Below are 13950 nucleotides of genomic sequence, written 5' to 3' on the forward strand. Positions count from 1 at the left end.
TCGGGGCTGGGAGTGCGGGGCAGGGCGCTCTTAGCCGCGCCCGTCGGGGCGCTCAACCGGCCGCGCCGCATCGCTGCGCCGGTGCCCGTCTTTTGAGCACCGCGCGCTTGCCGCAGGGTCGAGCGGCCGCTATGGCTTGGCGAACGTGACAAGGGGCGCTGCTGCCACATGCCGATCACCTTGTGGAAGATCCTGGCCGGCGCGGCCGGCGGAACCGTCCTCGTGGGGGCGGCGCTTTACGTGGCCGGGCCCGAGGGGATCGCGCCGCGCACCGTCCTCGAGGCCCCGGAAGGCGCCGCGCCGGAGTCCGTCGCCTCGGCCTCCGCGCCCGCGCCCGCCGAGGCGCCTGTCGCCGAAGCCGTTCCCGCCGAGGAGGCCGCCGCCGCCCAGCCCGCCGCCGCGCCGTTGCCCGCCTTCGACGTGGTGCGCATCGAGCCCGACGGCTCCGCCCTCGTCGCCGGCCGCGCGCTGCCGCGCGAGCCGGTCGCGGTGCTGGTGAGCGGCGAGCCGCTCCACGCCGCCGAGACCGACGCCGACGGCCGCTTCGTCGCCTTCCTCGACCTGCCGCCCTCCGACACCCCCCGCACCCTCGCGCTTCTTGCGGACCCCGAGGGCACCGCCCGCCGCTCGGAGCAGACGGTGATCGTCTCGCCCTTCGCCCCGGCGGGCGAGGACGGGGGCGAGGTCGGGGCAGATGAGCCCGTGGCCGGCCTCGCGGGGGGCGATGACCCGGCGGGAGCGGTCGCGGATGATGCGAGCGCGGGTGAGAATGTCGTCGGCTCGGAAGCAGTCGCAAGCATTGTTTCCGGTGCGGGAACAGAAGCGGCTCCTCCCGTCGTCGCGATGGCCGGGATCGCCCTTGATGAGCCGGCCAATGCACCCGATCCACAGCCTGCCGACGCACCCTCGTTGCAGTTCGACGCGGCCGCGCCCGACCAGCGCCTCGCCGAAGCCGAGGCCGCCGCCGGATCATCGCCGGCCGCGGAGGCGTCGCCGGCCGGCGATGCGGCAAGGGGGGATGTCGCTCGCGAGCAAGGTGCGGGCGACGTGGGGAGCGCGGACCTGGTCGCCGACGTACCGGCCGTCGCGTCGGAAGGGCCGGCCGGGGTGCCGGACATCGCGGGCGCTGGGGAATCCGCGGTTGCCGAAACCGCTTTTGGGGAGGGCGTCACCGCTCCGGCGGGTATGGAGCCGGAGCTGGCTCTCGGCGTCGCCGCGGAAGGGGCGGAGGACGAGACGGACGCGCTGCAGTCGGGGGACCGGGCGGCGTCTGTTGAGGCGCCGGTAGGGGCGCTGGAGGGCGAAGATGCGCTGGAGGTCCCGTCCGTGGCCGCTGCCGACGTCCTGGGACAGCAGGCGGCGGCCTTCGCGCTGAGCGAGCCGGCGGTCGAGCCTACCGTTTCCGCGTCTCCTGAAGGCGACGCTCCCGAAAACGCGCCCGCCAGCGCCGCCTCGCTCGACGCTCCGACGGAGGATCCGGCGGGAGACGGGGCGGAGACCGCCGTGGACGTGGCGGCGAGCATTTCGTCTGAAGACAATGTTGGAGGGCAGGCCGAGGGCCCTGTCGCCGAGGCCGCGTCCGTCGATCCCGACGCCTTTGCCGCCGCGCCCGCCGCGCCGACGGAAGGCCAGGCGGGCGACGGGACGGCTTCCGCCGTGGACGTGGCCGCGGCCGATCTGCCCGACGAGGTGGCGGGACAGCAGGCGGTGACCTCTGCGGAGGCCGCGTCCGCCGAGCCGCTCGAGGTCGTTCCGCCTTCCGGTCCCGCGCCCGCCGCGCCGACGGAGGGTCAGGCGGGCGACGGGACGGCGTCCTCCGTGGACGTGAACGTGGCCGATCTGCCCGACGAGGCGGCGGGACAGCAGACGGTGGACTCTGCCGAGGCCGCATCCGCCGAGCCGCTCGAGGTCGTTCCGCCCTCCGGTCCCGCGCCCGACGCGCGGACGGAGGAGGTGGCGGAGGATCCTGGGGATAGCGCTGAGTCCGTGGACGTGGACGTGGAGGTGGCTGCGGCCGGCCCGGACGACGTCGTGGGGCAGCAGGCCGAGGGCTCTGCCGCCGAGGCCGCGCCCGCCGAGGCCGAGACCTTCGAGGCGGCGCCAATCGTTGTCTCCTCGCTCGACGCCGCGCTCGACGCGCCGGCGCAGGGGGCGGACGTGGCGCTGGGGGCGGCCGAGGTGGAGCCGGGCGCCGGGCCGGAGGCGGCGGACGTGCTGGCGGGAGCCGGCACGGTGACGGAGCCGGCGCCGGGGGCGGCGCGGGAGCCTGCGCCGGCACCGGCGGGGCTGGTGTCGCCCGAGCCCGCACCCGCACCCGCGCCGGTCGCGCCGGTGGGGCGTCTGCCCGAGGCGCCGTCGGTCATCGTCGCCGACGCCGAAGGAGTCCGGGTGCTGCAGCCGGCGACGGGCGGCGAGATGGCGCCCGAGGTTATGGCCAACGTCGCCATCGACACGATCACCTACGATCCGGAAGGCGAGGTCGTCGTCGGCGGGCGCGGCGGCTCGGACGGGTTCGTGCGCATCTATATCGACAACAGCCCCGTCGCCACGTCCCCGATCGCCGCCGACGGGCAATGGCGCACCGACCTGCCCGAGGTCGACACCGGCACCTACACCCTGCGCGTCGACGAGGTCGACGCCGAGGGCGCGGTGGTCAGCCGGGTCGAGACGCCGTTCCGCCGCGAGGCGCCCGAGACCGTCGCGCAGGTGATGGCCGAGGAGACCTCGCGCGCCGGGTTCTCGGTGGCGGTCAAGACGGTGCAGCCGGGGCACACGCTCTGGGCCATCGCCGAGGAGCGGTACGGGGAGGGGGTGCGGTACGTGTCGGTGTTCGAGGCGAACCGCGACCTGATCCGCGATCCGGACCTGATCTACCCGGGGCAGGTGTTCCGGCTGCCGGACGAGGGGTAGGGCGGCGCGGGGGCCGGGCTGAAGCCCGGCCTACGGGTGCGGGGTGGCTGTGCGGCACGACGTGCGGCGGCGGGAGCGCTGGTGGCGGGCCGGGCGGGGGGCTGTCTGCCCCCCTTGCCCCCCCGAGGATATTTTCAGGACAGAGGGGGGTGGGCGTGGCGAGAAACGTTGTGGGCGTGAGCGATGCGGTGTGCGGGGGAGCCGGGCTGGTCGTTCGCGGGCGGGGTGATCTGTTCATCGGGGACGCCAGGGCTTAGGTAGGAGGGCCGGGACGCGAGGGGAGCGGGATGCGCCGACTGCCGAAGACGGATGCCAATTTCGACAGCGACCGCGCCAGCGGCTGGCGGACGGTGCGCCGGGTCGCGCCCTATCTCTGGCCCGAGGGCGAGGGCTGGGTGAAGCGGCGGGTGGTGCTGGCGCTGGCGGTGCTGGTGGTGGCCAAGCTCGTCGCGGTGGGCACGCCGGTGCTCTACAAGGGCGCGGTGGATTCGCTAGCCGGCGAGGGCGAGGGCTGGCTGATCGCCATCGGGGCCGTCGGGCTGACGCTGGCCTACGGGCTGGCGCGGCTGATGAACGTGGGCTTCCAGCAGCTGCGCGACGTGATCTTCACCCGGGTCGGCCAGCGGGCCCTGCGCCAGCTGGCGCTCGAGACCTTCACCCACATCCACCGCCTGTCCATGCGCTACCACCTGACGCGCAAGACCGGCGGGCTCAGCCGGATCATCGAGCGCGGGGTGAAGGGGGTCGAGTTCCTGCTGCGCTTCCTGCTGTTCTCGATCGGCCCGCTGCTGCTCGAGTTGCTGATGATCGGCGTGGTGCTCTTCTTCCTGTTCGACATCTGGTATCTCGTCGTCGTCTTCGGGGTCATCGTGCTCTACGTCTGGTTCACCTTCGCGGTGACCGAGTGGCGGGTGCGGATCCGCAAGGTGATGAACGAGCAGGACACCGACGCCAACCAGAAGGCGATCGACAGCCTGCTCAACTTCGAGACGGTCAAGTACTTCGGCGCCGAGGCCCGCGAGGCGCGGCGCTACGATGCGGCGATGGGGCAGTATGTCGAGGCGGCGGTGAAGACCTCGTACTCGCTCGCCTTCCTCAATTTCGGCCAGTCGCTGATCATCACCGGCGGGCTCGTGGCGGTGATGGTGATGGCGGCGGTGGGGGTGCAGAACGGGGCGCTGACGGTGGGCGATTTCGTGATGGTCAACGCCTACATGATCCAGATCACCATGCCGCTGAACTTCCTCGGCACCGTCTATCGCGAGATCCGGCAGGCGCTGATCGACATGGGCGACATGTTCCACCTGCTCGAACAGCCGCCCGAGGTGCGCGAGAAGCCGGGCGCGAAGCCGCTCGAGGTGCGCGGCGGCGCGGTGCGGCTCGAGGGGGTGGAGTTCGGCTACGACCCGGAGCGGCCGATCCTGAAGGGCATCGACCTCGAGGTGCCGGCGGGCCAGACCGTGGCCATCGTCGGCTCGTCGGGCTCGGGGAAATCGACGATCGGCCGGCTGCTGTTCCGCTTCTATGACGTCACCGCCGGGCGGCTGACCATCGATGGGCAGGACGTGCGCGACGTCGGCCAGGACAGCCTGCACGCGCAGATCGGCGTCGTGCCCCAGGACACGGTGCTGTTCAACGACACGATCTACTACAACATCGCCTACGGCAAGGATCACGCCACCCGCGAGGAGGTCGAGGCGGCGGCGAAGGCGGCGTCGATCCACGACTTCATCACCAGCCTGCCCGACGGCTACGAGACGCAGGTGGGCGAGCGCGGGCTGAAGCTGTCGGGCGGCGAGAAGCAGCGGGTGGGGATCGCGCGCACGCTGCTGAAGAACCCGCCGATCCTGCTGCTCGACGAGGCGACGAGCGCGCTCGACACCGACACCGAGCGCGAGATCCAGGCCGAGCTGCGCGCGATGGCGCGGGGCCGGACCGTCATCACCATCGCGCACCGGCTCTCGACGGTGGCCGACGCCGACCGGATCGTCGTGCTCGAGGCCGGCGAGGTGGTCGAGGAGGGCAGCCACGAGGCGCTGCTCGCCCGCAACGGCCGCTACGCACAGCTTTGGGACCGGCAGGCGGCGGAGGAGGAGGCGGCGTGAGCCGCTACCCGGAGACGCCGGACGGGCGCTACTTCGTCGCCAGGGCGCGGCTCTGGCGCAAGAGCGACCCGCGCCTGCCCGAGGCGGAGCGGCAGGCGGCGGTAAACGCGCTGATGGCGGCGCGGCGCGACGTGGGCCGGGCGAAGGACGACGCCGCACGGGCGGCGGCGCGCGAGCGGGTCGACGCCGCCAAGCGGCGGCTCGGCGAGCGCGGGCCGGTCTGGTGGGACGACGGCGCGCCCGACGAGGGGCGGCGGCACCCGAAGAACACCTCCTACGCCGCCTGGTGGGCGGCGCTCGACCCGGCGCGGCGGGCGGACGGAGAAGGCTGAGGCTGCCGCTTGCCGTTCTGAACCGATGGGTCTAGGGCTGGCGCAAGCCGCAGCCGGAGTCTCGTGATGCAATTGTTTCGTACCGCCCTCGTGCTGGGGCTGCTCTCGGCCGTGGGGCCGTTCACCATCGACATGTACCTGCCCGCGCTGCCCGAGATCGGGGCGCGGCTCGACGCGACCGTGGCGCAGGTGCAGGCGACGCTGACCGCCTTCTTCATCGCCTTCGGCGTGAGCCAGCTCGTCTGGGGGCCGATGGCCGACCAGGTCGGGCGCAAGCCGCCGATCTACGTGGGGCTCGGGATCTTCGTGATAGGCACCGTCGCCTGCGCGCTGGCGCCGACGATCGGGGCGCTGACGGCGGCGCGTTTCGTGCAGGGGCTGGGCGCGGCGGTGGTGATGGTGGTGCCGCGCGCGATCGTGCGCGACATGTTCACCGGCGCGGAGGCGACCCGGCTGATGGCGCTGGTGATGCTGGTGATCTCGGTGTCGCCGATGCTGGCGCCGCTGGCGGGCAGCGGCATCCTCGCCTTCGGCGGCTGGCGGCTGATCTTCTGGTCGCTCGCCCTGGTCACGGCGCTGAGCCTCGCCGTGACGGCCTTCGGCCTCGACGAGACGCTGCCGCCCGAGCGGCGGCGGCGGGTCAACCTCGCCTCGATGCGGGCCGGGGCGAAGACGCTGCTGGCCGACCCGGTCTTCATGGGGCTGACCTTCATCGGCGGCTTCGGGATGGCCTCGTTCTTCGTGTTCATCTCGTCGGCGAGCTTCGTCTACACCGAGCAGTTCGGGCTCGACGAGGTGGAGTTCTCGCTCGCCTTCGCGATCAACGCGATCGGCTTCTTCGGAGCGTCGCAGCTCGCCGGGCCGCTGGCGCAGCGCTATGGCCTCGTGCCGGTGATCGGGGTGGCGCTGGTGGGCTTCGCCGGCTTCGCGACGGCCAACCTCGCGGTGAGCCTGCTGGGCGGCACGACGCTGGTGTCGATGATCGCGCTGCTGTTCTGCGGCAATGCCTGCCTGGGGCTGGTGATGCCGACGACGATGGTGATGGCGCTCGACGACCACGGCGAGATCGCCGGGCTGGCCTCGTCGCTGGGGGGCACGCTGCAGATGGTGGCGGGGGGCGTGATGATCATGCTGGCGGCGCCGTTCTTCGACGGCACCGCGACGCCGATGATCGCTGCGGTGGCGGTCTGCGCCTGGGCGGCACTGGCGCTCGGGGCGATGGTGCTGCCGCGGATCTCGGCGCGGGGTCGCGCGGCGGCGTGAGCGGGGCGCGCCGCACCGACTGGCCGCTCGAGGCGCTGCTCTGGGCGGCGGGGCTGCTGGCGGCGGCGCAGTTTGGCAAGCTGTCGCTGACGCTCGCCGCGCTCGGGGCGCGCTACCCGGAGGCGGGGGGCGTGCTGCCGTTCGCGGTGTCGGTGGTGGGCATCGTCGGCATCCTGCTCGGGCCGGTGACGGGCGGGCTGGTGACGTGGATCGGGCTGCGCCGGGCCGTGCTCGGCGCGCTGCTGCTGGGAGCGGGGCTGTCGCTGGTCCAGGCGGCGGAGCTGCCGCTGTGGCTGCTGCTCGTCACCCGCGCCGCCGAGGGGGTCTCGCACCTGGCGCTGGTGGTGGCGCTGCCGACGCTGATGGCGGAGGCGGCGAGCGACCGGGACCGGCCGGTGGTGATGGGCTTCTGGGGGACGTTTTTCGGGGTGTCGTTCGCGCTGCTGGCGCTGGCGGCGCCGCGGCTGGTGGGGCTCGGCGGGCCGGGGGCGCTCTACGCGGCGCACGGCGGGGCGATGGCGCTGATGGCGGGCGTGCTGGCGCTGCGGCTGCCACGGCTGACGCGGCGGCGGGCGGAGTTCGACCTGCTGGGCGAGGTGCGCACGATCTACGGCGACCTGCGGCTGGTGGCGCCGGGGCTGATCTTCGGCTGGCACGCGCTGGTGTTCATCGCGCTGCTGACGTTCCTGCCGGCGGCGCTGGGGCAGCCATGGCTGGCGGTGGTGCTGCCGCTGGTGTCGCTCGCGGGCACGTTCGGAGCGGGCGTGCTGGCGCGGCGCTTCCGACCGGCGCGGATCGCGGCGGTGGCGTTCCTCGTCAACGGCGTGCTCTGCGTGGCGGTGCTGGCGCTGCCGGGGGCGGCGGTGGGGCTGGTGCTGGCGATGTTCCTGGTGATCGGCGTGGTGCCGGGGGCTGGGTTCGCGGCGATTCCGTGGCTCAACGCGGCGGTGGCGCAGCGGGCGCGGGCGAACGGGGCGCTGGCGCAGCTGGGCAATGTCGGCACCTTCTCGGGCACGCCGCTCTTCGCGCTGGCGCTCGCCATGGGCGGCGGCGCGGGGCTGATCTGGCTGACGCTGGCGGTGGCCGTCGCCGGGTTCGCGACGGCCACGCTCATCGGGCGGCGCTACCCGGCCTAGAGCAGGCCCTGGGCGAGGATCATCAGCGCGCCGGCGCCGAGGGCGTAGCCGACGTCGACGGCGATGGCGAAGCCGCTCTTCTGCGCCCAGGCCCCGACCGAGCCGGCCCAGGCGGCGACGGCGAGGATGGCGACGATGGCCGCGCCGAGGGCGCCGGTCGTCTCCGTGACCCCGACCACCAGCGCCAGCAGCGCCAGCCCCGCTACCTGGAAGCCGAGCGCGGCCGCGGGCATGCCGTCGGGCGCGGCCGCGATGCCGCTGCCCTCGGCCCAGCGGCGCTGCAGGCCCAGCAGGGGGCCGTAGACGAGGAAGCCGAGCCCGAGGCCGAGCCCGGTGCCGAGCAGGATCGCGACCCAGTCGAGATCGGCCATCAGAGCGTCTCCCCGAGCCGCTCGAGGATCGCCGACCAGCCGCCCTCGTGGTTGGCGCGGGACTCCTCGGAGGGGAACTTCACGTGGGTCAGCCGCAGCTCGGTGCCGCCCTCGACCTCGGCGAGATCGAGCGTCACGGTGGAGCCTTCGACGGAGTAGGGCGACTCCCAGGTGAAGACGAGCCGGCGCGGGCGGTCGATGGTGAGGTAGGTGCCCGCGTGGGGCAGGTCGCCGGCCTCGGGCGCGCGCATCAGGATGCGGAAGCGGCCGCCCTCGCGCGGGTCGGTCTCGGCCTCGGGGACGGTCATCCCCGGCCCCGGCGTCATGAAGCGGGCGAGCATCGCCGGGTCGAGCCAGGCGTCGAAGACGCGCTCGGGCGGATGGGGCAGGGTGCGGGTCAGTTCGAGGCTGAGCTCAGTCGTGGTCGTCGTCATCGTCTCTCTCCAATGCAAGTGCGTCGTCCAGGGCGTCGAGCCGCTGCGCCCAGATCGAGCGCAGGCCGGCGAACCAGCGGTCGATCTCGCCCAGCGTCTCCAGCCGCACCTCGATCAGGTGCTCGCGCCAGTCGGTGCGGCGCGTGACGAGGCCGGCGTTCTCCAGCACCTTTATGTGCTTGGAGACCGCGTTGAGGCTCGTGTCGAACCGGCCGGCGATGTCGGTGACGCGGGCGGGGCCCTCCTGGGCGAGCAGCGTCAGGATGGCCCGCCGGGTCGGGTCGGCGGTGGCTTTCAGAAGGACCGTGAGCGGGTCCGGGGCGGGGTCGTTTCGTTCAACCATACGGGTGAATAACCTGGCGCAGCGTGTAAGTCAACCAGATGGGTGAATGATACCGCGGAGATGATCTGCGACATAAGGTCAAGCGTCGGCGTCTGTTCGCGCTATGTTCCATTTCGTTGTTGGATGGCGGCGCGATCTTTACTATCTGTGAACCTGCCTTTCCCGGAGTCGATCATGGCCGAGCTGCGAAACATCGAGGTGCGCGGGGCGCGCGAGCACAACCTCAAGTCCATCGACGTGGACATCCCCCGCGACCAGCTCGTGGTGATCACCGGGCTTTCGGGCTCGGGCAAGTCGTCGCTCGCATTCGACACGATCTACGCCGAGGGCCAGCGCCGCTACGTCGAATCGCTCTCGGCCTACGCGCGCCAGTTCCTCGACATGATGGAGAAGCCCGACGTCGACCACATCTCGGGCCTGTCGCCCGCGATCTCCATCGAGCAGAAGACCACTTCGAAGAACCCGCGCTCGACCGTCGGCACCGTCACCGAGATCTACGACTACATGCGCCTGCTCTTCGCGCGCGTCGGCACGCCCTACAGCCCCGCGACGGGGATGCCCATCGAGGCGCAGCAGGTGCAGGACATGGTCGACCGGGTGATGGCGCTCGAGGAGGGCACGCGGGGCTATCTGCTCGCGCCCATCGTGCGCGACCGCAAGGGCGAGTACCGCAAGGAATTCGCCGAGCTGAAGAAGCAGGGCTTCCAGCGGGTGAAGGTCGACGGCGCCTTCCACGACCTCGACGACCCGCCGACGCTCGACAAGAAGTTCCGCCACGACATCGACGTGGTCGTCGACCGGATCGTGGTGCGCGAGGGGATGGAGACCCGGCTCGCCGACAGCTTCCGCACCGCGCTCGACCTCGCCGACGGCATCGCCATCCTGGAGACCGCGCCGCGCGAGGACGAGGGCGAGGCCGAGCGGATCACCTTCTCCGAGAACTTCGCCTGCCCCGTCTCGGGCTTCACCATCCCCGAGATCGAGCCCCGGCTGTTCTCGTTCAACGCGCCGTTCGGGGCGTGTCCGTCCTGCGACGGCCTCGGCGTCGAGCTGTTCTTCGACCCGGCGCTGATGGTGCCCGACGCGGCGCTGACGCTCGCCAACGGGGCCATCGCGCCGTGGCGCAAGGGCAAGTCGCCCTACTTCATCCAGACGATCCAGTCGATCGCCAAGCACTACGGCTTCAAGGAGAGCACCCCGTGGCGCGACCTGCCGGAGAAGATCCAGCAGATCTTCCTCCACGGCTCCGGCAAGGAGGAGATCTCGTTCCGCTACGACGAGGGCGGGCGCGTCTACCAGGTGAGCCGGCCGTTCGAGGGGGTGATTCCCAACATGGAGCGGCGCTACCGGGAGACCGACAGCGCGTGGATCCGCGAGGAGTTCGAGCGCTACCAGAACAACCGCCCCTGCGGCACCTGCCACGGCTACCGGCTGCGCGAGGAGGCGCGGGCGGTGAAGATCGGGCCGTCGGCAAGGCCCGACGAGTTGCTGCACATCGGGCAGGTGGTGCAGATGTCGATCCGCCAGGCGCTCGAATGGTGCGAAACGGTGCCGGGCAACCTGACCGATCAGAAGAACGAGATCGCCCGCGCCATCCTCAAGGAGATCCGTGAGCGTCTCGGCTTCCTCAACAACGTCGGCCTCGACTACCTGACCCTGTCGCGCAACGCCGGCACCCTGTCGGGCGGCGAGAGCCAGCGGATCCGGCTCGCCAGCCAGATCGGCTCGGGCCTCACCGGCGTGCTCTACGTGCTCGACGAGCCCTCGATCGGCCTGCACCAGCGCGACAACGACCGGCTGCTGACGACGCTCAAGAACCTGCGGGACCAGGGCAACACGGTGATCGTGGTCGAGCACGACGAGGAGGCGATCCGCGAGGCCGACTACGTCTTCGACATCGGCCCCGGCGCCGGCGTCCACGGCGGCGAGGTGGTGGCCTGCGGCACGCCCGCCGAGATCATCGCGCACCCGAAGTCGATCACCGGCGACTACCTCGCCGGGCGGCGCGAGATCCCGGTCTCGCCCGAGCGGCGCAAGGGCAACGGCAAGCAGCTCACCGTGGTCAACGCCACGGGCAACAACCTGCAGGGCGTCACCGTCGACTTCCCGCTGGGCAAGTTCGTCTGCGTCACCGGCGTCTCGGGCGGCGGCAAGTCGACGCTGACCATCGAGACCCTGTTCAAGACCGCGTCGATGCGGCTCAACGGTGCCCGCCAGACCCCGGCGCCCTGCGAGACGATCAAGGGGCTCGAGCTGCTCGACAAGGTCATCGACATCGACCAGCGCCCGATCGGCCGCACCCCGCGCTCGAACCCGGCCACCTATACCGGCGCCTTCACCCCGATCCGCGACTGGTTCGCCGGCCTGCCCGAGGCCAAGGCCCGCGGCTACAAGCCGGGGCGGTTCTCGTTCAACGTCAAGGGCGGCCGCTGCGAGGCCTGCCAGGGCGACGGCGTGATCAAGATCGAGATGCACTTCCTGCCGGACGTCTACGTCACCTGCGAGACCTGCGGCGGCGCGCGCTACAACCGCGAGACGCTGGAGATCAAGTTCAAGGGCAAGTCCATCGCCGACGTGCTCGACATGACCGTGGAGGACGCCCAGGACTTCTTCCGCGCCGTCCCCTCGATCCGCGAGAAGATGGACGCGCTGATGCGGGTGGGGCTCGGCTACATCAAGGTCGGCCAGCAGGCGACGACGCTTTCGGGCGGCGAGGCGCAGCGGGTGAAGCTGTCCAAGGAGCTGGCCCGGCGCTCGACGGGGCGGACGCTCTACATCCTCGACGAGCCGACGACGGGCCTGCATTTCGAGGACGTCAAGAAGCTGCTTGAGGTGCTGCACGAGCTGGTCGAGCAGGGCAACTCGGTGATCGTCATCGAGCACAACCTCGACGTCATTAAGACTGCCGACCACCTGATCGACATCGGCCCGGAAGGGGGTGACGGCGGCGGCACGGTGGTGGCGACGGGCACGCCCGAGGAGGTCGCCGAGGTGGCGGCCTCGCACACCGGGCAGTACCTCAAGCCGATGCTCGCCGCCGCGCGCAAGGTGGCGGCGGAGTAACGAAGAAGGCCCTCGCCGGTGCGGCGAGGGCCTTTCGTCTGTCGGGCGGATGGCGGCGCGGGCCTACTTGGCGGTCGGGCCGATCATCATCACCATCTGGCGGCCTTCCATCTTCGGCATGTTCTCGACCTTGCCGATCTCCTGCACATCGTCTGCGACCCGCTCGAGCAGGCGGCGGCCGAGGTCCTGGTGCGCCATCTCGCGGCCGCGGAAGCGCAGGGTGACCTTCACCTTGTCGCCGCTCTCGAGAAACTTGAAGACGTTGCGCATCTTGACGTCGTAGTCGTGCGTGTCGGTGTTGGGGCGGAACTTCACCTCCTTCACCTCGATCGTCTTCTGCTTCTTGCGCGCTTCGCTCTCCCGCTTCTGCTGCTCGTACTTGAACTTGCCGAAGTCCATGATCTTGCAGACGGGCGGAGAGGCGTTGGGAGAGATCTCGACGAGGTCGAGCCCGGCGTCCTCGGCCAACTGCATGGCGCGGGCGGGGCTGACGACGCCGACGTTCTCACCTTCGGCGCCGATGAGGCGGATTTCCGGAGCCCGGATGCGATCGTTGACGCGGGGGCCGGTGTCGCGCGTGGGCGGCGCGTTGTGAGGTCTGCGGGCTATGGGCCTTGTCCTTCGTTCTGTTTCTGAGACTCGATGCGAAAATGTACGCGTGAGCGTGCCACCATTCAACCCCGCAAGCGCAGATCCGATCCCTCGGGGCCCTTGCGACAGAAGGATATCGCGCCATCTTTCACGGTCGTGTGACACTTCCCTCCGCAAACGGCTTCTGGCATAGGAGGGGCCGAAATCCCCCCGCTTCGCGCGGGGAACCTGCATTTATTCAGAGGACCCGTCGATGAGAGCCATCCTGATAATCGTCGTCGTCGCCATTCTCGGCTACTTCGGCTACCAGTACCTCGCCAACGAAGGGACGTTGGAAGACGAGGCCGCCGTCGTCGAGGACGCGGAGATCGTCGAGGAGGAGGCCGTCACCGAGGAGGTCGCCGAGACCGACGCCGTCGACGACACCGAAATCACCGAAGCCGAGGCCGAGGAGCTCACCGACGCCGATCCCGAGTTCGGCGAGGAGGCCGGCATCGAGGAAGAGCCCGTCGAGCAGGCCGCCGACGAGTCCGTCTCCGACGCGGGCCTCGACCAGGGCGAGGACGAGAGCGACGTGCTGAACGCGATGGAGGACGCGCCCGGCGCGCCGGTGACGCTGGAGCAGGGCGCCGACGCGACCATCGCCTCCGATCTGCCCGAGGCCGAGCAGGAGATCGTCTCGCTGGAGGGCGCCGCCGAGGAAGCGGTCGAGGAGTCCGACGAGACCGCCGCCGTGGCCACCGACAGCATCGACGAGGACCAGGTGCGCGGTGACGAGCTCGCCGGCGACGCCGATGTCGAGCAGGTCGACGCCGTCGACAACCCCGACGCCCCGAACGTGGCCGTCAACGCCACCGGCGACGCCGCCCCTGCGGCGGACGAGGAAGCCGAGACCGACGCCGCGACCGAAGAGACCGACGCCGCGACCGAAGAGGCCGACGACGGCGGCCCGCGCGACGTCGTCGCCTACATCGTCACCGACGAGGACGACGCCGCCGCGGCCGATGGCCCGGAAGACGGCGTGGGCGAGGACGAGGGCGAGATCGTCGAGGCCGCCACGCCCTCCGCCGATCTCGAGGCGCTCGCCGCGGCCACCGGGCTCGAGGTCAACGAGCTGGCGCAGCTGTTCACCGTGGAGGGCTTCGACGCCGCCCGCGTGACCGAGGTCATCGAGACGTCCACGCTCTCCGAGGTCCAGCAGAGCGCCCTCACCGCCGCCGTCGAGGCCGTGGGCGACAACCCGGCCCAGATCGAGGCCCTCGTGCAGCGCCTCCGCGAGGCCCTCGGCCTCTGAGACCGCCGCCTGCGCGAACGGACAAGGCCGCCCCTTGGGGCGGCCTTTCTTGTTGCGGTGGAGCGAATGCGCGGGACCGAAGGAGGCCGCCCGGAGGCGGCCTCTTCG

11 protein-coding genes are annotated in these 13950 nt (G+C 71.5%); 7 read left to right on the forward strand and 4 right to left on the reverse strand.

From position 1 onward, the window contains the following. Window positions 1-168: 168 nt before the first annotated feature. The 5 genes from OG2516_RS20830 to OG2516_RS01160 all read left to right on the forward strand — a co-directional run bounded on the left by OG2516_RS20830 (window position 169) and on the right by OG2516_RS01160 (window position 7746). Window positions 169-2910, forward strand: coding sequence for a LysM peptidoglycan-binding domain-containing protein (locus tag OG2516_RS20830; RefSeq protein WP_007253749.1), 2742 nt, complete (start codon window positions 169-171; stop codon window positions 2908-2910). Window positions 2911-3197: 287 nt separating this feature from the next. After that, window positions 3198-5015, forward strand: coding sequence for an ABCB family ABC transporter ATP-binding protein/permease (locus tag OG2516_RS01145; RefSeq protein ID WP_007253750.1), 1818 nt, complete (start codon window positions 3198-3200; stop codon window positions 5013-5015). Further along, window positions 5012-5347 carry a hypothetical protein gene (locus tag OG2516_RS01150; RefSeq protein WP_007253751.1) on the forward strand — a complete coding sequence of 112 codons (336 nt, stop codon included), beginning with the start codon at window positions 5012-5014 and terminating at the stop codon, window positions 5345-5347. Before OG2516_RS01145 ends, OG2516_RS01150 begins: the two co-directional genes overlap by 4 nt. Window positions 5348-5413: 66 nt before the next feature. After that, a complete protein-coding gene (locus OG2516_RS01155) occupies window positions 5414-6610 on the forward strand; it encodes a multidrug effflux MFS transporter (RefSeq protein ID WP_007253752.1) in 1197 nt (398 codons plus the stop codon). Beyond that, window positions 6607-7746 carry an MFS transporter gene (locus tag OG2516_RS01160; RefSeq protein WP_007253753.1) on the forward strand — a complete coding sequence of 380 codons (1140 nt, stop codon included), beginning with the start codon at window positions 6607-6609 and terminating at the stop codon, window positions 7744-7746. Before OG2516_RS01155 ends, OG2516_RS01160 begins: the two co-directional genes overlap by 4 nt. On the opposite strand, the gene OG2516_RS01165 is transcribed toward OG2516_RS01160, so the two are convergent. From OG2516_RS01165 to OG2516_RS01175, 3 genes are read right to left on the reverse strand one after another with little or no spacing between them, the layout of a single operon-like run. Further along, the gene (locus OG2516_RS01165) at window positions 7743-8117 is read right to left on the reverse strand and encodes a DUF1761 family protein (RefSeq protein WP_007253754.1); all 375 of its coding nucleotides are present in this window, start codon (window positions 8115-8117) and stop codon (window positions 7743-7745) included. The two genes, OG2516_RS01160 and OG2516_RS01165, sit on opposite strands and share 4 nt — an antisense overlap. Next, complete coding sequence (locus OG2516_RS01170; RefSeq protein ID WP_007253755.1) at window positions 8117-8551, reverse strand: SRPBCC family protein; 435 nt, start codon at window positions 8549-8551, stop codon at window positions 8117-8119. Before OG2516_RS01170 ends, OG2516_RS01165 begins: the two co-directional genes overlap by 1 nt. Then, complete coding sequence (locus tag OG2516_RS01175) at window positions 8532-8894, reverse strand: ArsR/SmtB family transcription factor (RefSeq protein WP_007253756.1); 363 nt, start codon at window positions 8892-8894, stop codon at window positions 8532-8534. Before OG2516_RS01175 ends, OG2516_RS01170 begins: the two co-directional genes overlap by 20 nt. 174 nt (window positions 8895-9068) lie before the next feature. Here OG2516_RS01175 and uvrA point away from each other — a divergent pair, with 174 nt between their 5' ends. Next, window positions 9069-11957: an excinuclease ABC subunit UvrA gene (gene uvrA / locus OG2516_RS01180; RefSeq protein WP_007253757.1), complete on the forward strand. Its 2889-nt coding sequence runs from the start codon at window positions 9069-9071 to the stop codon at window positions 11955-11957. Window positions 11958-12020: 63 nt separating this feature from the next. Here uvrA and infC read toward each other — a convergent pair whose 3' ends face one another. After that, window positions 12021-12782: a translation initiation factor IF-3 gene (gene infC, locus OG2516_RS20940; protein ID WP_425357544.1), complete on the reverse strand. Its 762-nt coding sequence runs from the start codon at window positions 12780-12782 to the stop codon at window positions 12021-12023. Between the two features lie 19 nt (window positions 12783-12801). Between infC and OG2516_RS01190 the strand changes: the two genes are divergently transcribed. After that, window positions 12802-13842 (forward strand): hypothetical protein, encoded by a 1041-nt coding sequence (locus OG2516_RS01190; RefSeq protein WP_007253759.1) that lies wholly within the window; start codon window positions 12802-12804, stop codon window positions 13840-13842. Window positions 13843-13950: the final 108 nt, after the last annotated feature.

Origin of the sequence: Oceanicola granulosus HTCC2516, from assembly GCF_000153305.1 — a bacterium.
GTDB classification, from domain to species: domain Bacteria; phylum Pseudomonadota; class Alphaproteobacteria; order Rhodobacterales; family Rhodobacteraceae; genus Oceanicola; species Oceanicola granulosus.